Source organism: Micromonospora sp. HM134 (assembly GCF_007833915.1).
Classification (GTDB): domain Bacteria; phylum Actinomycetota; class Actinomycetes; order Mycobacteriales; family Micromonosporaceae; genus Micromonospora; species Micromonospora wenchangensis.
This window is the reverse complement of sequence record NZ_CP041061.1, coordinates 3,070,932-3,091,133: the sequence shown is the minus strand read 5'-3', so window position 1 is coordinate 3,091,133 and position 20,202 is coordinate 3,070,932. Positions and strand designations below refer to the sequence as shown.

Below are 20,202 nucleotides of genomic sequence, written 5' to 3'. Positions count from 1 at the left end.
CACACCACGTGGAGGCATTGTGATCGGGATCATCGGCCCGGAGGACTCGATCCGGCTCGTCCGGGAGGTCGCGGCCGGGGAGGGCCGGGCGGAGGCGATCACCACCCGCGCGTACACCCGGCCGGAGCAGGCGCCCGAGCTGGCCCGTGAACTCGACGAGATGTGCCAGGTGCTGCTGTTCACCGGACGCATCCCGTACGCCTTCGCCACGGCCACCGGGGAACTGCGGGCCGAGATCGACTACGTCCGGCACGCCGGCATCGACCTCTACCGCACCCTGTCGCGGATACTGCTGACCACCGGCGGACGACTGCCCCGGGTCAGCGTCGACACCATCGAGGCGGAGACCGTCCGGGAGACCTACCACGACATCGAGGTCGAGCCGCCCACCGAGATCCTGCCCATCGCCGACTCCTCCGGGCTGCTCTTCTCCGGCCTCGACGAGATCACCGCCTACCACCGGGAACGGTACGCCTCGGGCGCGGTCGAGGCGTGCCTGACCTGCCTCGGCGCGGTGCACCGGGACCTCGCCGACAGCGGGGTGCCGGTGTGGCGCGTCGAGCACACCCGCGCCTCCGTCCGCGACGCGCTGCGCCGGGCCTGGCTCGCCGCCGAGGTACGCCAGTCCCGGGCCACCCAGATCGCGGTGATGATGGTCGACCTGGGCGCACCCACCCAGCGGGCGCAGGACCCGTACCAGGCCGAACGGCAGCGGCTGCGGGTCCGCGAGGCGCTGCTGGAGCACGCCGAACGGATGCGCGGCCGGCTCGCCACCATCGACGACCGGACGATGCTGATCACCACCACCCGGGGCACCGTGGAGAGCGCTCTGGCCCGGCACCGCGACGGGCACGCCTCCCTGCTCACCCTGCGCGGCGTCGACGTCGAGCACGCCGTCGGTTTCGGCGCCGGCACCACCATCGCCGCCGCCGAGGACAACGCCCGCAAGGCCCTGGCGCTGGGCCGGCACAGCGGCGACACCCACGTGGTCTTCCCCGACGGGGAGGTCCACTCCAGCCGGCAGACCGCCGTGCGTCCCCGGCTGCGCGAGACGGGTCCGGGCATGCTGCGCGTCTCCGAGCAGCTCCGGATCGGCCCGCTGTCCACCCGACGGCTGCTGGAGGCGCTGCACCAGATGGACCCCGACCAGATCACCGCCCGGAGCCTCGCCGACGCGTACGGCGTGGAGGCCCGCTCGGCCCGCCGGCTGCTCAACGCGCTGCGCGCGGCCGGCTTCGCCGAGGAGGTCGGGGTGCACGTCAGCACCGGCGCGGGCCGCCCGCAGACCGTCTACCGGGTCGCCATGCAGCGGCTGCTCGGCGCGATCGGAGCCGACACGTGAGCCACACCGCCACCGGGGAACTGCGCTTCGTACCGACCTACCTGGTCACCGCCACGTTCGCCGCCGACGCCGCAGTCCGGCGGGAACCGCACCGGGCCGCGCACCTGGCGCACATGCGCGACCTGCTCGCCGACGGCACCGCCCTCGTCGTCGGGGCCCGCGCCGACCTGCGCGCCTCGGTGCTGGTGCTGCGGGCCGCCGACGCGCCCGCCGCCCGCACCCGTCTCGAACAGGACCCCTACTGGCGGCACGGGGTGTGGACCGCGATCGACGTGGTCGACTACCTGGCCGCCACCGCACCGACCATCGGGAGGTCATGATGACGTCGTTCCGCCAACTCTCCGGGGTACGGGTGCTCGGGGCCGAGCACGCCCCGTTCGCCGCCGACCTGCTCCGCGCGGCGTGGGGCGAGGGCGGTGCCGACGCGGTGCCGGTCCGGTTCGTCGCCGACCCGGCGCTGCCCGAGGGCGGACACCGCGTCGACGTGCCGGAACAGGGTGAGATCCGGCTGGTCGGCGACCCGTTCGCCGGCCTGGTGTACGCCGCCCGCGCCCTGGTCGCCGCCGCCACCCCCGCCGGGCTGCCGGTGGGCAGCACGGTGAGCGCCCCCGGGCTGCCGTTGCGCACCCTGTGGACCTGGGACCACTCCACCAACTGGGACCTCCGTCAGCTCGGGCAGCAGGAGATCGGCGCGCTCAACCCGTACGCGAAGTCCGCCGACGCGTTCGGCGCCGACTACCGCCGCCTGGTCGACCTCTGCTCCCGGGAACGCATCGGCGGCATCGTCGTGTACGGGCTGCTGCGCGACGCCCACGGCGGCGTCGCCGCGGCCCGTGACCTGTGCGAGTACGCCAACGCGCGCGGGGTGCGGATCATCGCCGGGGTGGGCATCAACGCCTACGGCGGCATCTACTTCGACGGCCGGCACCGCTACAACCTGGCCACCTGGCTGCGGCAGCGCCCCGACCTCGCCGCCGAGTTGCCGAAGAAGGTCGGCTTCGACATCGACGAGTTCGGTGACCTGCACTTCCCGGCCAGCGAGTACATGATGGCGGCCTGCCCGTCCCAGCCGGACAACCTGGCCTGGCACCGTGACGCCATCGACTGGCTGCTCGACACCCTGCCGGTCGGCGGGATCAACTTCGAGACCGGCGACTACGGCAGTTGCGCCTGCGCCCGGTGTGCCACCCGCACCGGGGGCGAACGCACCTCCTGGTCGTACGAGGCGATGCGGTCGGTGTACCCGACGCTGCTGGAGACGGCCCGGCGGCCCGGCCCGGCCGGCGTGCCGCTGCGCCACCTCGTCGAGGTGTACTGGGACAACATCTTCGACCTCGACGCCCAGAAGCCCCTGGCCGACCTGCCCGACGACGTCGCCTACCAGTACTGCGTCAACCGGGCCTTCTGGTACGACCAGCGGGACCGGTTGACCGCCGCGCACGTCGAGCGGCTCCCGCACACCACGAACGTGCTGCGTACCCACGCCGGTTCACAGTGGAACCGGCAGCGCCACTCCTGGGTCCCCGACATGTACGCCGACATGGCCGGCCGGTCCGGGGCGGCCGGGATGCGCGGGTTGACCATCTTCGCCGAGCCGTCCGCGTACCACCCGACCAACGAGATCAGCTACCTGGCGTTCGCCCGGTTCTCCTGGGACCCGGAGCTGGCCTGGGCGGACTTCTGGCGCGACGAGGTCGCTCCCCGGTTCGGCGGCGCGGCCGAGGCGGAGGCGTTCCGCGACGGCGCGGCGCTGCTCGACGATCCGGCGGCGAGCGGTGCGGCGTTGGCCGCCGTGTCCGCCGACGCGTTGGGCATGGTCGCCGCCACCAGCGGCGAGGTGCGGCGTCGGTGGCTCTGGCTCGCCGAGCGCACCTCGCGGTACGCCTACGCCGCCGGCTGACGCCGGTGCGGGCCCGCCGGTGGTGGGCCCGCACCGGGCGGGGGTCAGTCCTCGATCCACCCGTGGGAACGGGCGAACTGGGTGAGGTGCTGCCGGATCTGGCTGATCTGGGCGCCGGTGAGCGTCGGCACCTGCTCCACCAGCAGGTCCGTGATGTTGGAGCGGAAGGTGAAGGCGGTCAGGACGTCGCACTCGTCGTCGTCGCCCCGGTCGGTCACCGGCAGCCGGGTCACGGTCGACGCGGCGGACGCCGAGGGGCGGGACGCGACCGGGGCACCGGGGTTGAGCAGGCGCGCGTAGAGCGCCTTGATCCCGCGGTTGCCCTCCACCGACTCGAACTCCACCCGCATCCCGGGCGCGACCGACGGGCGCTGGTCGCCGAAGTCGTTCGCGTGCACGAAGACGTCCTCACCGCCGCCCTCCGGGCTGATGAAGCCGTACCCCTTCACGTCGTCGAAGCTGAGAATCGTACCGACCGCCACCGCGACCACCACCCCACGAAACAAGAGCCACCAGAACAGAGACTTCGCCGTGCCGTCCCCGGCGCAGCACCCATGCTAGTGGGCGGGGCGCGCTCCGGAACCCCTACTCGGGCGCAGTCGTGTGGTCACGGGTGTGCCCCGCGCCGGTGACGCGGGGCACACCCTCTAAAGCATCCTAGGACATCGGTGTCCGGGCAGGTCGGGCGCGGACGCCGCCGCCGGACTACCGGACGGTGAAGGTCAGCGGGTTGGAGATGCCGACACCACCGTGGGTGTCGTACGCCCGGACGGTGAAGGTGGACGACGTGGCCGCCGCCAGGTCGAGCTGGAACTGGAAACGCTGTCCACTGCGGGTCGGCGTCGCGGCCACCCGGGTCCCGCCGAGGTACAGCTCCACCCGGTCGACCGCGTCCCCGGCATCGGCGTCGGTGACGTCGGCGACCAGCGTGACGGTGGTCGGTTCGAGGAAGTAGGTCTGCCCGCCGGGGGTGCTCAGTGCCACCGCCGGGGGCTGGTTGGCCCCGCTGGTCGGGGGCGTGACCACGGTGACCAGCCGGGGCGGGGCGCCACCGGACAGCGACTGGTCGGTGCCGGCGGAGACGTTCAGCACGTAGGTGGTGCTGGTGCCGGGGGCCCCGACCGGCGGGGTCCACGACGCGTCGAACCGGTCGCCGGCGGACCTCGTCCCCTGGGCCACCGTGACGCCGTCCACCCGGAACGACACCCCGGTGATGTAGTGGCCGCCGCCCACGGTCGCGGTCGCCGCCAGCGGGACGGGACCCGGCGCGGTGTAGACCGCCCCGGCGGCCGGGCTGAGCCAGGTGACGATCGCCGGGTAGTCGGCGACCGGCGGCGGCGTCGTGCGGGTCGGCGTCACGCTGGGCACGACGCCGCCGGTGCAGGCGACCCCGTTGAGGGTGAACGCCGCCGGCTTGGGGTTGCTGAGGAACCAGGAACCGACGAAACCGATGTTCGCCGAGCCGTTGGTGCCCAGGGTCGCGTTCCAGCTGAGGTTGGTCGCGCTGACCTGCTGGCCGGTCTGGGCCCAGGTGGCGCTCCAGCTCTGGGCGATCTGCTGGTCGACGGCGGGGAACGCGAACCGCAGCGTCCAGCCGTTGACCGGCGCGCCCAGGTTGGTGACCGCGATGTCGGCCTGGAAGCCACCGGTCCACTGACTGGTGACGGCGTAGTCGACCCGGCACCCGGCGGCGGCGTTCGCCGTACTGGCGTGCGAGACCGCCGCCATCGTCGCGACCAGGGCAACAACGACGGCGACCACCGCCGTCAGCGATTTCCGCATGGCACACCCCGCCATAAATCGTTGGGTATCAATAAGTACGACGACTGTCCTGCGGCTCCGCTTGCCTTGTCAAGACAAGGACGAGACTCCTGCCGCCGGCAGGACGTCGGGGTGGCCGGCCGATGGTCCGGCCACCCCGACGAGACGTCCCGACGGGCCGCCCCGAACGCCCTATCCCCCGGCCGGCACGGCCGCCGTGACCGCCCGCAGGTGCCGCAGGCCGTCGGTGGCGAGCCGGTCCTGCGAGGGGGCCAGCGGACGCCAGATCGCCGCCGCGGTGGCGATGGTGTCGTTCTCCGCCGTGAACGACTCGATGCAGACCGCACCCCGGTACCCGGTCTCCCCCAGCACCGTGAAGAACCGCGGCCAGTCGAAGTGGTCCGACCCCGGGGCGCCCCGGTGGGTGCCGCTGACCTGGACGTGCTTGATGTGCGGGCCGGCGGCGGCGAGAGCCGCGTACGGATCGGACTCCTCGATGTTCATGTGATACGTGTCGATCATGATGCCGACGCTCGGCGGCAACCCGTCGATCAGCTCGATCGTCTGCGCGACGGTGTTGACCACGCTCGTCTCGTAACGGTTCAGCGCCTCGACCCCGATGCCGACCCCGCACCCGGCGGCCTGCTCGGCCACCGGCCGCAGGGCCCGCCGGAAGTCCGCGTGGCAGGCCGCCCGCGCCGCCGGTGACATCCGCCAGGTACGCCCGACCGAGGCGTACACCGGGCCGCCCACGCAGGGCGCACCGACCGCCGCCGCAGCCGCCACGCACCCCTTCAGGTACGCCACCGTCGACTCCACCACCGCCGGGGCGGCGTCGACAAGTTCCCGCCCCGGCGGGGTGACCGCGCAGACCGCCGCCGCGACCAGACCGTGCGCGGCCAGCAGGTCCCGGGTACGGGCCGGGTCCCAGTCGCCCGGCTGCTCGATCGGCAGCTCCACCGCGTCGAAGCCGAACGACGCGATCCGCGGCACCAGCGTGGCGAGGGCCTCGTCGTCGACGGGCGACGCCCACACCCAGGGGTTCACCCCGAAGACGTACACCGGGCCTACTTCCAGCGCTGCGGGTAACCGGGCAGGTCGGTGCAGCCGCACATCGCGTAGTGCAACGGCGGCATGCCCGGGTCGAGATACCGGTCCAGGTTGTCCTGGGTGATGGTCGGCTGGGGCAGCTTCCACGGGTTCGCCACCTGCTGCCCGTCGAGGATGCGCAGCGCGGCGATGACCGGCGTACGCCACTGGTACGTCGGGTACGTCGGCGCGATCGCGGTCAGGCCCTTGTCCTTCCACACCTTCAGGAAGTCGAGCTGGTCCTCCCCGTTGATCGGCGGCACCGGCTTGCCCGCGTCCTGGAACGCCTCGACGGCTGCGACCGCGACCGCACCGGCGTCCATCCACACGCCGTCGATGGTGCCGTACCGCTGGAGGTAGTCGTCGACGATCTTCTTGGTCTTGGCCGGGTCGCCGTCGGTGAACTCCACCCCCACCACGTCGACCTTCGCCTTGTCGAACGCCACCTTCGCCGCCGACCAGCGGGTCTCCAGCACGTCGACACCGGGCAGGATGCGCAGGGCGAGGACCTTGCCGCCCGGCTTCATCCTCTGGCTGACGAACTCGGCCCCGACGTGGCCGAAACCGTAGCCGCCGATCGGGTTGACGAACGTCACCGGGCACTTCGTGCTGACCCCACGGTCGAAGACGACCACCGGCAGCCCCGCCTTGCAGGCCGCCTCGACCGCCGGGGTGAGCGTGGCGGTGGTGTTCGGCGAGACGATCAGCGCGTCGCAGCCCTTGCCGAGCAGGTCGTTGATGTCGGCGATCTGCTTCTGGTCCTTGCCCTCGGCGTCGACGTGCACGAACTCGCTGATCCGGCTGCCCTGAGCGGCCACCTCCGCCTGCATGGTCTTGAACCCGACCTGCCGCCACGGGTTGTTCAACGCCGCGTTGGAGAAGCACAGCTTGTGCGGACCGGCCTTCTTGAACTTCGTGGTGTCCACCATGGTCGGGTTGAGCATCTGCTCCCACGGCTTGTCCGCCGGGCCGGTCGGCGTCGCGCCGAGCAGCGCCAACTCGGCGTCGTAGTCGGCCTGCACGAAGAACTTCGACTGCTCCCCGGTGCCCGAACCGGCGGCCGAGGTGGAACCGCCCGCAGGGCCCGCGCCCGGTTCGTCGGTGGCGCAGGCGGTCAGGGACAGCAGGGTGACGGCGGCCAGCGCCGCCAGGCAACGTCGCACTATGGTTTCCCCTTATCGAGACGAAGAACGGGTAGCCGAGACCGCCACGGCGAGCAGGATGATCGCGCCCTGGACGGTGGACCTGAGGGCGCCGGAGACGCCGTAGAAGTTCATCAGCGCGAAGAGCAGTTCGAGGGTGAGCGCGCCGAGCATCGCGCCGACGACCGAGCCACGGCCCCCGCCGAGCGCCACGCCACCGAGCACCACCGCGGTGATCGCCCCGAACTCCAGGCCCGCCCCGGCCTGGAAGGACACCCCGCTGTAGCCGCCGAGCAGGATCGCCGCCACGGCCGCCGCGAGCCCGCTGAGGACGAAGGCGACCGTCCGGGTACGCCAGACGCGTACCCCGCTCAGCTGCGCGGTGCGCGGGTTGTCGCCGACAGCCACCAGGGTCCGGCCGAAGTCCGACCGCATCAGCAGCACGGCGAGCGCCGCGACGACCACCAGGACCAGCAGCGCGTACGGCACCCGGCCGAGCAGCGGCACGTCCTCCACCGCCCGGCGGCCGAACCGGCGGAACTCCTCGGAGAGCCCGCCCTTGGGCGCGCCGTCCGACCACAGGTAGACCGCGCCGACCAGGATCAGGAACATGCCCAGGGTGGTGATGAACGACGGCACCCGCAGGCGCGTCGTGACCAGCCCGTTGACCAGCCCGACCAGCGCGCCGAAGACGAGCAGGAGCAGCACCACCGGCCAGGTCCGGGCCGGATCGCCGTCGATCAGCCGGGCCGCCACCACCACCTGCGCGGTGACCAGCGAACCCACCGACAGGTCGAACTCACCGGAGACGATCACGAAGTACTGGCCGGCGGCGAGCAGGATGACCGGTGCCGACCGGCCGAGGAAGGACATCAGCGACGGCGGGTCGAGGAAGCCGGGCTGCCGGATGCCGACGAGCACCAACAGCACCGCGAGGATGGCCAGGATCGGCAGCACCCCGCCGGGGCGTACCCGCAGGCGGATCGGGGACAGCGCACGACGCGCGACGGTCGACATGGTCAGGACGCCGCCTTCCGCAGGGCCCGACGGGCGTAGACGGCGACTGCGGCGATGATGACCACACCCCGGATCACCTGCTTGAAGAAGGCGTCCACCTCGAGCTGGTTGAAGATCGCGTCGATGCTGGCGAGCAGCAGCACCCCGCCGACCGTGCCGACGACCCCGCCCCGCCCACCGGCGAGCGCGGTCCCGCCGATCACCACCGCGGCGATCGACTCCAGGTCGTAGAGGCCCTCGGTGCCCACCCGGGGCGCACCCGAACCGAGCCGGCTGGCCAGGTAGATCCCGGCGAGCCCGGCACACAGCGAACACAACACGTGCGCGGTGACGAGGACCCGGTCGTTGCGGACCCCGGAGAGCCGGGCCACCTCCGGATCGCCGCCGACGGCGACCAGGTGGTGCCCGAAGCGGGTCCGCGACAGCGCGAACCACGCCGCCCCGGTCAACGCGAGCAGCAGCAGGAACGACAGCGGCACCGGACCGACCCGCTGGTAGCCCAGCGACTGCACCAGCGCGGGAGAGGTGGTCCCGGCCGGGCCGTCGTAGTTGCTGTCGAGGTACCCCTTGAGCAGCAGCCCCACCCCGAGCGTGGCGATGAACGCGTTGACCCGGAACCGGGTCACGAGCAGCCCGTTGAGCAGTCCGATCCCGGCGCTGACCGCGAGCGCCAGGCCGACCGCCGGCAGCAGCGCGCCGTCGCCGCCGTTCATCGTCTCGGCCGCGACCAGGGTGCTCAGACTGATCACGTACGCCACCGAGAGGTCCAGCGAACCGCCGAGGATGACCAGCGTCTGGCCGACGGCGACGAGCCCCAGCCCGGCCGCGACGTGCAGCAGGCTCACCGTCGTGGCCTGGTTGAACAGGTGCCCGCCGTCGACCAGGACGACCAGCCAGCCGACCGCCAGGGTCAGGGCCAGCGCCACGAACACCCCCGGCACCCGACGACGGGCCGGCAGCAACGACAGGGCGCTCACCGGTCCGCCTTCCGTTCGCGACTGCGGGGCTCGCAAACCCGGCTCACTCCTCGCGCTCACCGGCTGCCCTCCGGGGTGTGGCCGACGGCGAGGGTGACGACGTCCTCCTCGGTGGCGGCGGCGGGGAGTTCACCGGCTATCCGGCCGTCGCGCATGACGACGATCCGGTCGCTCATCCCCAGCAGCTCGGGCAGGTCCGACGAGATCATCAGCACCGCCGCGCCGTCGCGGGCAAGCCGACGGACGAGGTCGTGGATGGCCGACTTCGCCCCCACGTCGATGCCCCGGGTCGGCTCGTCGAACAGCAGCACCCGGGGGTCGAGCGCCAGCCAGCGGGCCAGCACGACCTTCTGCTGGTTGCCGCCGGACAGGAAGCGGATCTCCTGGTCGTCGCCGGCGGCGCGGACCTCGACGGCGGCGAGCAGGTCGCGGACCCGGCGGGTGCGGGCCGCGCGCCCGGACCGGGCCGGGAAGACGGCCCGGCCGGCGAGCAGCGCGTTGTCGAGCACCGACTGCCGGGGCACGATCCCCTCGCCCTTGCGGTCCTCGGTGACGTAGGCGATGCCGGCCCGCATCGCGGTACGGGGTGAGCGCAGCCGTACCGGCCGGCCGTCCAGCGTCACGTCGCCGCTGGTGAACGGGGAGACGCCGAACAGCGCACGGGCCAACGCCGAGCGTCCGGAGCCCTGCAACCCGCCGATGCCGAGCACCTCGCCGGCCCGCAGGTCCAGGTCGACGGCGCGCAGTTTCCGGTTGCCCGCGCCCCGGACGGTGAGGCGTACCGGGCCGAGGTCGTCGGGGGTGGCCCGGTCGGGGTAGTAGCTGGACAGTTCCCGGCCGACCATGTGCCGGACGAGGTCGTCGGCGGAGGTGTCGGCGGTGTGCACGGTGGTGACCCGGCGGCCGTCCTTGAGGACGGTGATGCGGTCGGACAGGTCGAAGACCTCGGTGAGCCGGTGCGAGACGTACAGCACGCCGATGCCCCGCTGCTGGAGCCGGCGGACCAGCCCGTAGAGCAGCTCGACCTCGTGGTCGGCCAGCGCGGCGGTGGGTTCGTCCATGATGAGCAGGCGGGCGTCCAGGGCGAGCGCCTTGGCGATCTCGACGACCTGCTGCTGCGCGACGCCGAGCCGCCCCACCCGGGTGTCGGGGGCCAGGTCGGTCTCGCCGATCGAGGCGAGCAGCCGTCGGGTGTGCTCGCTCATCGCCCGCCGGTCGACCAGCCCGCGCCGGACCGGCTCGTGTCCGAGGTGGACGTTCTCGGCGACGGTGCGCTCCGGCAGCAGGTTGAACTCCTGGTGGATGATGCCGATCCCGGCGCGCTGCGCGTCGCGGGGGCCCCGGAAGACCCGGCGCGCGCCGGCGACCTCGACGCTGCCCGCGTCCGGGGCGTACCCGCCGGAGACGATCTTCATGAGGGTGGACTTGCCGGCGCCGTTCTCACCGACGACGGCGTGCACCTCGCCCGGTGCGACGTCGAGGTCGACCCCGTCGAGCACGCGTACCCCGAGGAAGGACTTGCCGATGCCCCGGAGGGTCAGCAGCGGTGCCGGCGGCGGATCGGGCATCCCGGAAACCCTCACAGACAGTAGTCATCGGCGTGGTTGATGTTCCGTGTCCGGCACGGTCGAGCTGCCGGACGGTGAACTTTCGCTGTCGCTCGTGAGCGCTTACGTCGCCAAGGAGCAAACTTTCCTTGACATCGACGAAACATCACACGTATGAAGATAGATGTTTCGATGCGTGTCCACAATCCTCGATCTTTGCGGGCCGCCGGTCCGAGCACCCGATCGGCGTCGATGCCGGATCGGGGGCCGGTGCGCGCCCCACAGCCGGACCGTCGAAACATCGAACCTTACCCCATCCATTGACAGTCATCGATGACTGACCCATCCTGGCCACGCGGCCCAGCGGGCGAGCACATCACCGACGTCACTCTCAGTGACGCATTGCGGGGCGGACGGCCGTTGCGGCGGACGGCACGCCGACCCCGGACAGCACACCCGTGCCCGCCGCGCGTCCCGGCGTCCACCGGACGCGCGGACGGGCCGTGGTCGCCATCGGAAGTTCCCGCCGACACCTAGGAGACGGCATGCGTCGCACCACGTTGCTCATCGGCATGATCGCCGGGCTGTTAATGTCACTCGGCCTCGCACCACCCGCGTCGGCGGCCCCGGCCTTCCGCGCCCTGTTGTTCACCAAGACGGTGGGCTACCGGCACGACTCGATCCCCGCCGGGATCAGCATGTTCCAGCAGCAGGCGGCGGCGAACAACTTCGAGCTGGTGCAGACCGAGGACTCCAGCGTCTTCACCGCGGCCAACCTCGCCACCTTCGACGTGATCATCATGTTCCAGACCTCCGGCATGGTCTGGACCTCGGCGGCCCAGCGGCAGGCCGTGGAGGGTTACCTCGCCAGCGGCAAGGGCATCGTCGGCATCCACAACGCCCTGGACATGGGTATCGAGGGCGAGTACCCCTGGTGGGACCAGACCCTCAACGGCGGCGCCCACATGCCCGAGCACTCCCCCGGCGTGCTGCCCGGCACCGCCATCGTCGCCGACAAGCAACACCCGTCGACGACGGGCCTGCCGGACCGGTGGAACCGCAGCGAGGAGTGGTACAACTTCGACACCAACCCGCGCGGCAACGTGCACGTGCTGGTGACCGCCGACGAGCGCACGTACAACCCGGGGTCCCGGGCGATGGGCCCGGACCACCCGATCTCCTGGTGCCGCAACGCCGCCGGCGGTCGGGTCTGGGCCACCGCGATGGGCCACGCGATCGACTCCTACAGCGAGACGAACTTCCGCAACCACGTCCTCGGCGGCGTCAAGTGGGCCGCCGGCAACCTGCCCGGCGACTGCGGCGGCACCGTGTGGGGCAACTTCGAGAAGCGCACCCTGGACGACAACACGGTCGACCCGATGGCCCTGGCCGTGCTGCCCGACGGCCGGGTCATGTACGTCCAGCGCGGCGGCCAGGTCAAGATCTTCAAGCCGGCCACCAACAGCACGGTGACCGCCGCCACGCTGAGCGTCTACACCGGCGGCGAGGACGGTCTCACCGGCATGGCGCTGGACCCGAACTTCGCCACCAACGGGTACGTGTACCTCTACCACTCACCGGCGAGCAGCAGCACCGACGTCAACCGCGTCTCCCGCTACACGCTGTCCGGTGACACCCTCAGCCTGTCCACCGAGGCCCGGATCATCGACATCCCGGCGTACCGGGACCGCACCTTCCCCGAGCCCGGCCACACCGGCGGCTACATCGACTTCGGCCCGGACGGCAACCTCTACATCGGCACCGTTGACGACACCCCGCCGAACCTCGACCCCAACTGGCAGGGCTACGCGCCGCTGGACTGGCGCTCCGGCAAGTCCAACCTCGACGCCGCCCGCAGCGCCGGCAACACCAACGACCTGCGGGGCAAGCTGCTGCGCATCCGCCCCTCGGACAGCGGCGGCTACACCATCCCGACCGGCAACCTGTACCCGCAGGGTACGGCGCAGACCAGGCCGGAGATCTACGCGATGGGCTTCCGCAACCCGTTCCGGTTCTCGATCGATCCGGCCAACGGCTGGGTCTACCTGGCCGACTACGGGCCGGACCGCAACCCGCCCACCACCAACCGGGGCCCCGAGGGCCTGGTCGAACTCAACGTGATCAAGTCTCCCGGCAACTACGGGTGGCCGTTCTGCCACGGCGACAACCAGCCCTACGCGCCGTACAACCCGGACACCGGCGTGGTCGGCGCCAAGTTCAACTGCAACGCCCCGGTCAACAACTCCCCCAACAACACCGGCCTGACCAGCCTGCGCCCGGTCGTCGCCCCCAACATGTGGTACGGCTACGGCACCTCGTCCAACTTCCCGGAGCTGGGCTCCGGCGGCTCCGGCCCGATGGGCGGCCCGGTCTACCGCTACGACCCGGCGAACCCGTCGGCCACCAAGTTCCCGCCCTACTACGACGGCGTGCACTTCTTCTACGAGTGGTCGCGCAGCTACATCAAGGAGGTGCACTTCGACTCCGCGACGGCGGTGACCCGCACCAACGCGTTCCTGCCCGGCGGGCGGTTCAACAAGCCGATGGACCTGGAGTTCGGCAGGGACGGCTCGCTCTACGTGCTGGAGTGGGGCACCAACTTCGGTGGCGGCAACAGCGACTCCGGGCTCTACCGGATCGACTACATCCAGGGCGGCCGGTCCCCGATCGCCAAGGCCGTCGGCACCCCCACCAGCGGCCCCGCCCCGCTCAACGTCCAGTTCAGCAGCGCCGGCACGGCCGACCCGGACCCGGGCAACACGCTGAGCTACCAGTGGACGTTCGGGGACGGCACCACCTCGACGGCGGCCAACCCGTCGCACGTCTACACCACCAACGGCAACTACACGGCGCAGCTGAAGGTCACCGACAACACCGGCAAGACGGGCTTCGCCAACGTCCAGATCACCGTCGGCAACAGCGCGCCCGTGGTCACCATCACCACACCGGCCAACGGCGGCATGCTCACCTTCGGTGACAAGGTGTCGTACCAGATCAGCGTCACCGATCCGGACGGCGGCACGGTCGACTGCAGCAAGGTGCTGCTCAACCCGGCGCTGGGTCACGACGACCACGCCCACGAGACCACCGAGTACCCGGGCTGTTCGGGGACCATCTCCACCGACCTGCTCGGCGGGCATCCCGACGGCGCCAACCTGTTCTACGTGCTCAACGCCCGCTACACCGACAGCGGTGGCCCGGGCGGGGCGTCCCCGCTCACCGGCACCGCGCAGGCGATCCTGCAACCCAAGCACAAGCAGGCCGAGTACTTCAGCAGCCAGTCCGGCATCCGGGTCGTCGACCAGGCCGCCGCGGAGAGCACCAAGCGGGTCGGTGACATCTCCAACAACGACTGGATCGCGTTCACCCCGATGAGCCTGTCGGGCATCTCGACGGTCAGCTACCGGCTGTCGTCGCCGTCCGGTGGCGGCACGATCGAGCTGCGGGCCGACTCGCCGACCGGCACGCTGCTGGCCACCACCCCGGTGCCGAGCACGGGTGGTTGGGACAACTACCAGTCCACCGCACCGGTGAGCGTGTCCGCGCTGTCCGGGACACACCCGCTCTACCTGGTGTTCAAGGGCAGCGCGAACAACTGGTTCGACCTCGACTCGCACACCTTCGGCGGGAACGGTGTCGGCACACCCGGCACCGGCACCGGCACCGGCGTGGCGGGGAAGACCTGGACGCTCACCGCGCTGCACAGCGGCAAGCTGATGGACGTCAGCGGTGTCTCCACCGCCGACGGCGCGCAGCTCACCCAGTGGGCGGCCACCGGCGGCAACAACCAGAAGTGGCAGGCCGTGGACGCCGGTAACGGGGCGGTCTACCTGAAGGCGGTGCACAGCGGCAAGTGCGCCGAGGTGACCGGCGGTTCCACCGCGACCGGCGCGTTCCTCCAGCAGGCCACCTGCAACAACGGCAACCAGCAGAAGTTCACCGCGACGGCGACGGCGACCACCGGGGTCTACACGGTACGCAACGTGCAGAGCGGGCTCTGCCTGGACGTCAACGGTGGGGCCACCACCGACGGCGCCCGGCTGTTGCAGTGGACCTGCCACGGTGCCACCAACCAGCAGTGGCGGTTCACCCAGGTGTGACGCCCCACCCGTCGCCGTCGCGGCGGCGGTAGGCCGAGCGGGCCGGCTCCGGATGTCGGAGCCGGCCCGCTCGGGTCGCGTCGCCACCCCGCCCGGCCGGGTGGCCGGCGGGCCGTCCCGGTCTGGGCCAGCGGGCTGATCAGCGGTACGCCGGATCGCCGCCGCGCGGGGGAACCCGTTCGCCTCCGGCGGCCGACGGACGGAACCGCCGGTCGTGGACGTCACCGGACGGTTCCCGCCGGCAGGTCGGTACCGCCCCGGGCGTCGGCGCGGGGAGACGGTGATCGGCAGGGCCCGAGGTGCGGGCCCTGCCGATCGGTGGTGCGCATGCCGTTCAGGTGTTCCGGCGGCCCGCCCTATCCCGGGCCACCCCGGACCTCAGGAACCCCCGAGGTCCGGGATGCGCATCCTCAGCGCTGCCGGGTGAGCAGGCCCGGCCGGTAGGGCAGCAGGCCGTAGTCGACGCCGTTGGAGCTCGGCGAACGGCCCTGGTAGAGCAGTTGCAGGTTGCACGGGTCGACGGTCATGGTCTGGTCGGCGCTGGTGCGCAGCAGCTCGCCGTGGCTGATGTCGTTGGTCCAGGTGGCGCCGCTGTTGGCCTTGCCGGCGAACGGGTTGCTCTCGGTGGCCGCGTTCGGGGTCCAGGTGCCGCCCAGGCTGGTGGCGGTGAAGGAGCGGAAGTAGCGGCCCTGGGAGCCGATCGCCTCGACGATCATCAGGTACTGGTTCTGGCCGGCGACCTTGTAGACCTGCGGGGCTTCGAACAGGTTGTTCGTGGTGTCGCTCATGATGGTCGTGTAGCTGGAACCGAAGTTGCCCGGGAAGTTCCCGATCGGCATGCTGGCCCGGTAGATCTTGCCGTTGTCACCGGCGAAGAACAGGTACATGTTCTGGCTGTCACCGATGACCGTCTGGTCGATCGGGCCGGTGCCGGAGCCGGTGATGCTGCCGGTGAACAGCGGTTGCGCCGCGGACCAGCCGTTGGGGTTGGTCGGGTCGCTCGACGTCCGGTAGGAGAACGCGGTGCCACCCCACTGGTAGGTCAGCACCCAGATGTTCTTCGGTGCGAAGTAGAACAACGACGGCGCGACCGTCGCCGAGTTCATCCCGTTCTGCGACGCCGAGGCCATCTCCGACCAGTTCGTGAACAGGCCGAAGTTCATCGACCCCCACGAGCTGCCGAAGTCGTGCGTGGTGGCGTAGACGAGCTGCCTGCCGTTGTACGGGGCGACCGTGAAGTCCTTCAGCGACACCCACCCGGACTTCGGGTTGGCCAGCGAACCCGTCGACGACCACCGGTACGACGACGGCAGCGTGCAGTTGCCGCTCGGCGGCGGGGTCGTGGGCGGCGGGGTGGTGGTGCCACCGACCTTGACGAGCTGCCACTGCTGGTTGGTGCCGTTCCAGTCGGCGTACTGCACGATGTTGCCGCCGTCGGCGGTGGACGCGCCCTGCACCTCGACGGCCTTGCCGCTGTTGCGGTTGATCAGCTGGATGTAGCCGTCGATGTCCTGGATGCTGAACTGCTGGTTGGCGCCGTTGTTGTCGGTCCACTGCACGATCGACCCGCCGTCGGCGGTGGACTTGTTGTAGACGTCGAGCACCTTGCCGGACAGCTTCGACTTCAGCCGGTAGTAGCCGCCGCCGGAGTCGACGAACTGCCACTGCTGCTGGCTGCCGTCGTTGCGGGTCCACTGGGTGATCCGGGCCCCGTCGCTGGTGGCCAGGTTGTAGACGTCGAGGGCCTTGCCGCTGTTGCGGTTGACCAGCACGTACGACGCGCCGGTGTCGATGGTGGCGGCGGCGGCCTCCGTCGCGGTGACCGCGACGACGGCACCGCCGCTGAGGGCGGTCACGAGGGCGGTGGCCGCTGACAGCAGCCATCGCCGGTGGCCGCGACGGCCGGGGGCCGGGCCGGGGTGGGCAGCCGGGAGATGCATGGAGGGCGCTCCTTCATGAGGACGGGTGGAGCCCGGGGGTCCCTGCGCGGCGGCCCCCGGTGACGTGGTCGCCGAGGGCCGGGGTGGTCGGGCCGGCCCGCGTCGTCGGACGCTCCCGCCGAGGCGGGATACGACCAACCTATGTGAACGCTCACATAGATGGATGCAGGTCGGGTGTTTCTTCGGTCGGGCTGGTGGGGGCGAACGAACCGGCAGGGGTCCCATTCAGATCCGGCGATGTTACCAGAGTGTTTCGGACAGCTCAAGGTCGTGCCATCCGCCCGCCCAGGTGGCCGCCACACGGAAGGCCCCTACCGCCGGGGTGGCCGATGCGGCGGTCATGTTAACGCTCACTCTCCGCATCGCCCGGCCCGGGACCTGCCGGACGGGCCCGCCGTCCGGGAGCCGACGATGATCCCTTCCGATCCGGTGGGTGATGTGTAATCTTCGATGGATGCGGGTCGGTGGCCGGGCAGGCGGACAGGGTCACGCACGCGGGCACGGGGCGGCACGGTGCCGCTGACCAGCCGGACGCGACCGGCCAGCCACGCCCGGCCGCGTACCGGGCTGGCCGTCGGCCTGCTGGTCGTCGCCCTGCTGGCGCTGGCCGGCGGCGTCGGCTACGCCGCCCTGGTACACGTCCAACAGGCCAGGATCCGCCACGAGCTGGACTGGGCGATGGTGCACGGCCGCCCGGCCGACCCGTCCGGCTGCACCTGGATCTTCGGCGGCGCGAGCGACACCGGGCACGGTGGCGCGATGCCGGCCGGGTTCCCGGAGCACGGGGCGATCCACGCCGTGGCCCGCACCGGCCGACCCCAGGTCGGGCAGGTCGCCCGCAACGGCACCGTCTACCACGTGCGCACCCAGCTGCGCGACGGCGAGGTCGTCCAGGTGGTCTTCGACGCCCGCTTCCAACTCGCCGAACGGCGCTACCTGCTGTGGGCGGTGTCGACCGCCGCGTTGGCCGTCCTGGTCGCGGCGACCGCGACCGACCTGCGGCTGCGTCGCCGGTCGGTGCTGCCGTTGACCGAGGCGCTCGACCGGCAACGCCGCTTCGTCGCCGACGCCAGCCACGAGCTGCGGGCCCCGATCACCCGGGTGCACACGGCGGCCCAGTTGCTGGCCCAGCGGACGACCGGCGCGGCGCACGACGCGGACCGGCAGGATCTGGACCGGCTGCTGCACACCACCCGGCGGCTCGGGGAGATCGTCGACGAGTTGCTCCTGTCGGCCCGGCTGGCCGATCCGGCGGCGATGACCCGACCGCCGGCCACGGTCGACCTCGCCGCGCTGGTCGTCGAGGCGATCGGGGCCGACGCGCCGCGCGCCGCCGCCCTCGGGGTGACGCTCGGGGTGACCGGCGCGGACCATCCGGTGCCGGTGGCCGGTGTCGGGCCCGCGCTGCGCCGGGTGGTGGCGGAACTGCTGGCGAACGCCCTGCACCACACCCCGGCCGGCGGGCGGGTGCAGGTGCGGTTACGCCCGGCGGGCGCGGACCGGATCGAGCTGGTGGTCAGCGACTCCGGCCGGGGATTCGACCCCCGGCACGCCGGCCGGATCTTCGACCGGTTCCACCGGGGCCCCGACGCCGGGGACCGCCGGGCCGGGCTCGGGCTGGCGCTGGTCCGTGAGGTGGTCACCGCGCACGGCGGCACGATCAGCGCCACCGGCCGGCCCGGGGCGGGCGCCACCTTCACCGTACGGCTGCCGGTGGCCGGTGGGGGGCGGGCCGGGGGTCCGCCGACGGACGGCGACCCGGGTGGGGGCCGGTGGCCCTTCTGCTGGTGGGCGGGCCGGGAGCGGACGGGCGGGGAACGCGCGACCAGCAGATTCTGACCGGCGAAAAATTCCACCGGTCAACCTTCTGCGGTTTCGGTGCGACCATGAACGGATGACCGACCCGTCACCCCCGGCGCACGGCCCGTTGCTCCTCGTCGAGGACGACGCGGAACTGGCCGACATGCTGGTCGAGCTGTTCCGCCGGGCGGGGTACCGGATCGACCTGGCCCGCGACGGCCAGCGGGGCCTGCACCTGGCGCTGCGCGGCCCCTACCAGGTGATCATGTTGGACCGGCGGCTGCCGGCGATCGACGGGGTCGACCTGCTCATCCGGCTGCGGCGGTGCTCCGTCGCCGCCCGGGTGCTGATGCTCAGCGCGCTCGGCGACCTCGACGAACGCATCCGGGGCCTCGACGCGGGCGCCGACGACTACCTGCCCAAACCGTTCGAGGTGACCGAGCTGATGGCCCGGGTGCGGGCGTTGACCCGTCGCCGCTTCGACGGGGCCGAACTGATCCCCATCGGGGCCGGGCAACTCGACCTGGCCCAGCGCGGGGTGCGGCTGCCCGACGGGCGGGAGGTGACGCTCAGCGGCCGGGAGTTCGAGCTGATCCGGCTGCTCGCCAGCCAACCCCGGATGGTGCACAGCCGCAGCCAGCTGCGCGGACGGGTGTTCGGCGCGGACCGCACCGAGGCGGTGGTCGACACGTACGTGCACTACCTGCGCCGCAAGCTCGGCGACCGGGTGGTGCGTACCGTGCACGGCCTCGGCTACCAGATCGGCGCGCTGTGAGCCGGCCGCCCGGGACCCCGACGGGGCCCCGGGCGGCGGGGTGGCTCAGCGGCCCACGAACCGGGCCGGACGTTTCTCCAGGAAGGCGGCCATCCCCTCGCGCTGGTCCTCGGTGGCGAACAGGGCGTGGAAGGCCCGCCGTTCGAACAGCACCCCGGCGTGCACCCCGACCTCCTCGGCCTGCCGGACCGCCTCCCGGGCCAGCATCGTCGCGAGCTTCGGATACCCGGCCACCACCGCCGCCGCGGCCTGCGCCTCGGCCAGCAGGCGATCCGTCGGCACCACCCGGGACACCAGGCCGTACCGGTGCGCCTCCGCGGCGTCGAGCTGCCGCCCGGTGAGCACCAGGTCCATCGCCCGCGCCGGGCCGATCAGCCGGGTCAGCCGCTGGGTGCCGCCGATGCCGGGCATCACCCCCAGCCGCAGCTCCGGCTGCCCGAACCGGGCGTTGTCCGCCGCGAAGATCAGGTCGCACATCATCGCCAGCTCGCAGCCGCCGCCGAGGGCGTAGCCGGCCACCGCCGCGATCTTCGGGGTACGCAGCGCGGCGAACGCGTCCCAACCGGCGAAGTGATCGTCCAACGCCACGTCCAGGAAGGACTTGCCGGCCATCTCCCGGATGTCCGCCCCGGCCGCGAAGACCTCGTCGGAGCCGGTGAGCACGAAGCAGCCCACCCCCGGGTCGCGGTCCAGCGGGCGCAGCGTCTCGACCAGCTCGGTCAGCAGCGCCGTGTCCAGCGCGTTGCGCACCTCGGGCCGGCACAACCGCACCGTGACCACCCGGTCGTCCTTTTCCACGGTGATCCTCATCG

At 72.0% G+C, this 20,202-nt stretch carries 15 protein-coding genes; 6 read left to right on the top strand and 9 right to left on the bottom strand.

Features of this window, described 5'->3' with window-relative positions; genetic code table 11:
- The first annotated feature begins 19 nt into the window (after positions 1-19).
- From FJK98_RS13525 to FJK98_RS13515, 3 genes are read left to right on the top strand one after another with little or no spacing between them, the layout of a single operon-like run.
- Positions 20-1,342: a hypothetical protein gene (locus FJK98_RS13525; RefSeq protein WP_145919330.1), complete on the top strand. Its 1,323-nt coding sequence runs from the start codon at positions 20-22 to the stop codon at positions 1,340-1,342.
- Positions 1,339-1,662 carry a YciI family protein gene (locus tag FJK98_RS13520; protein WP_145919329.1) on the top strand — a complete coding sequence of 108 codons (324 nt, stop codon included), beginning with the start codon at positions 1,339-1,341 and terminating at the stop codon, positions 1,660-1,662. The genes FJK98_RS13525 and FJK98_RS13520 overlap by 4 nt, the downstream gene beginning before the upstream one ends.
- A complete protein-coding gene (locus FJK98_RS13515; protein ID WP_145919328.1) occupies positions 1,659-3,242 on the top strand; it encodes a hypothetical protein in 1,584 nt (527 codons plus the stop codon). The genes FJK98_RS13520 and FJK98_RS13515 overlap by 4 nt, the downstream gene beginning before the upstream one ends.
- A gap of 44 nt (positions 3,243-3,286) precedes the next feature.
- Here FJK98_RS13515 and FJK98_RS13510 read toward each other — a convergent pair whose 3' ends face one another.
- The 7 genes from FJK98_RS13510 to FJK98_RS13480 form a co-directional block, all read right to left on the bottom strand.
- Positions 3,287-3,724 (bottom strand): cold-shock protein, encoded by a 438-nt coding sequence (locus tag FJK98_RS13510; protein WP_145919327.1) that lies wholly within the window; start codon positions 3,722-3,724, stop codon positions 3,287-3,289.
- Positions 3,725-3,947: 223 nt separating this feature from the next.
- On the bottom strand, positions 3,948-5,024 hold the full coding sequence (locus tag FJK98_RS13505; protein ID WP_145919326.1) for a cellulose-binding domain-containing protein: 1,077 nt from the start codon (positions 5,022-5,024) through the stop codon (positions 3,948-3,950).
- A 171-nt stretch (positions 5,025-5,195) separates the two neighbouring features.
- Positions 5,196-6,065: a sugar phosphate isomerase/epimerase gene (locus FJK98_RS13500; RefSeq protein ID WP_145919325.1), complete on the bottom strand. Its 870-nt coding sequence runs from the start codon at positions 6,063-6,065 to the stop codon at positions 5,196-5,198.
- A gap of 5 nt (positions 6,066-6,070) precedes the next feature.
- On the bottom strand, positions 6,071-7,255 hold the full coding sequence (locus FJK98_RS13495) for a substrate-binding domain-containing protein (RefSeq protein ID WP_240762823.1): 1,185 nt from the start codon (positions 7,253-7,255) through the stop codon (positions 6,071-6,073).
- 12 nt (positions 7,256-7,267) lie between these two features.
- Positions 7,268-8,251, bottom strand: a complete 984-nt coding sequence (locus FJK98_RS13490; protein ID WP_145919324.1) for an ABC transporter permease — start codon at positions 8,249-8,251, stop codon at positions 7,268-7,270.
- A gap of 2 nt (positions 8,252-8,253) precedes the next feature.
- Complete coding sequence (locus FJK98_RS13485; protein ID WP_145919323.1) at positions 8,254-9,228, bottom strand: ABC transporter permease; 975 nt, start codon at positions 9,226-9,228, stop codon at positions 8,254-8,256.
- Between the two features lie 56 nt (positions 9,229-9,284).
- On the bottom strand, positions 9,285-10,796 hold the full coding sequence (locus FJK98_RS13480; protein WP_145919322.1) for a sugar ABC transporter ATP-binding protein: 1,512 nt from the start codon (positions 10,794-10,796) through the stop codon (positions 9,285-9,287).
- A gap of 524 nt (positions 10,797-11,320) precedes the next feature.
- Between FJK98_RS13480 and FJK98_RS13475 the strand changes: the two genes are divergently transcribed.
- On the top strand, positions 11,321-14,875 hold the full coding sequence (locus FJK98_RS13475; protein ID WP_145919321.1) for a ThuA domain-containing protein: 3,555 nt from the start codon (positions 11,321-11,323) through the stop codon (positions 14,873-14,875).
- Between the two features lie 410 nt (positions 14,876-15,285).
- Here the strand turns inward: FJK98_RS13475 and FJK98_RS13470 are convergent, their stop codons facing one another.
- Positions 15,286-16,815, bottom strand: coding sequence for a non-reducing end alpha-L-arabinofuranosidase family hydrolase (locus tag FJK98_RS13470; RefSeq protein ID WP_145919320.1), 1,530 nt, complete (start codon positions 16,813-16,815; stop codon positions 15,286-15,288).
- 513 nt (positions 16,816-17,328) lie between these two features.
- Here FJK98_RS13470 and FJK98_RS13465 point away from each other — a divergent pair.
- Both FJK98_RS13465 and FJK98_RS13460 read left to right on the top strand, forming a co-directional pair.
- A complete protein-coding gene (locus FJK98_RS13465) occupies positions 17,329-18,654 on the top strand; it encodes a cell wall metabolism sensor histidine kinase WalK (protein WP_240762821.1) in 1,326 nt (441 codons plus the stop codon).
- A 55-nt stretch (positions 18,655-18,709) separates the two neighbouring features.
- Positions 18,710-19,390, top strand: coding sequence for a response regulator transcription factor (locus FJK98_RS13460; RefSeq protein WP_145919318.1), 681 nt, complete (start codon positions 18,710-18,712; stop codon positions 19,388-19,390).
- 45 nt (positions 19,391-19,435) lie between these two features.
- Here the strand turns inward: FJK98_RS13460 and FJK98_RS13455 are convergent, their stop codons facing one another.
- Complete coding sequence (locus FJK98_RS13455; RefSeq protein WP_145919317.1) at positions 19,436-20,200, bottom strand: enoyl-CoA hydratase-related protein; 765 nt, start codon at positions 20,198-20,200, stop codon at positions 19,436-19,438.
- Positions 20,201-20,202 lie beyond the last annotated feature (2 nt).

Bases quoted from the DNA above. Each gene is read 5' to 3' on its own strand.
- FJK98_RS13470 (WP_145919320.1), bottom strand. From the start codon at position 16,815: ATGCATCTCCCGGCTGCCCACCCCGGCCCGGCCCCCGGCCGTCGCGGC.
- FJK98_RS13515 (WP_145919328.1), top strand. From the start codon at position 1,659: ATGATGACGTCGTTCCGCCAACTCTCCGGGGTACGGGTGCTCGGGGCC.
- FJK98_RS13505 (WP_145919326.1), bottom strand. From the start codon at position 5,024: ATGCGGAAATCGCTGACGGCGGTGGTCGCCGTCGTTGTTGCCCTGGTC.
- FJK98_RS13475 (WP_145919321.1), top strand. From the start codon at position 11,321: ATGCGTCGCACCACGTTGCTCATCGGCATGATCGCCGGGCTGTTAATG.
- FJK98_RS13455 (WP_145919317.1), bottom strand. From the start codon at position 20,200: ATGAGGATCACCGTGGAAAAGGACGACCGGGTGGTCACGGTGCGGTTG.
- FJK98_RS13490 (WP_145919324.1), bottom strand. From the start codon at position 8,251: ATGTCGACCGTCGCGCGTCGTGCGCTGTCCCCGATCCGCCTGCGGGTA.
- FJK98_RS13460 (WP_145919318.1), top strand. From the start codon at position 18,710: ATGACCGACCCGTCACCCCCGGCGCACGGCCCGTTGCTCCTCGTCGAG.
- FJK98_RS13480 (WP_145919322.1), bottom strand. From the start codon at position 10,796: ATGCCCGATCCGCCGCCGGCACCGCTGCTGACCCTCCGGGGCATCGGC.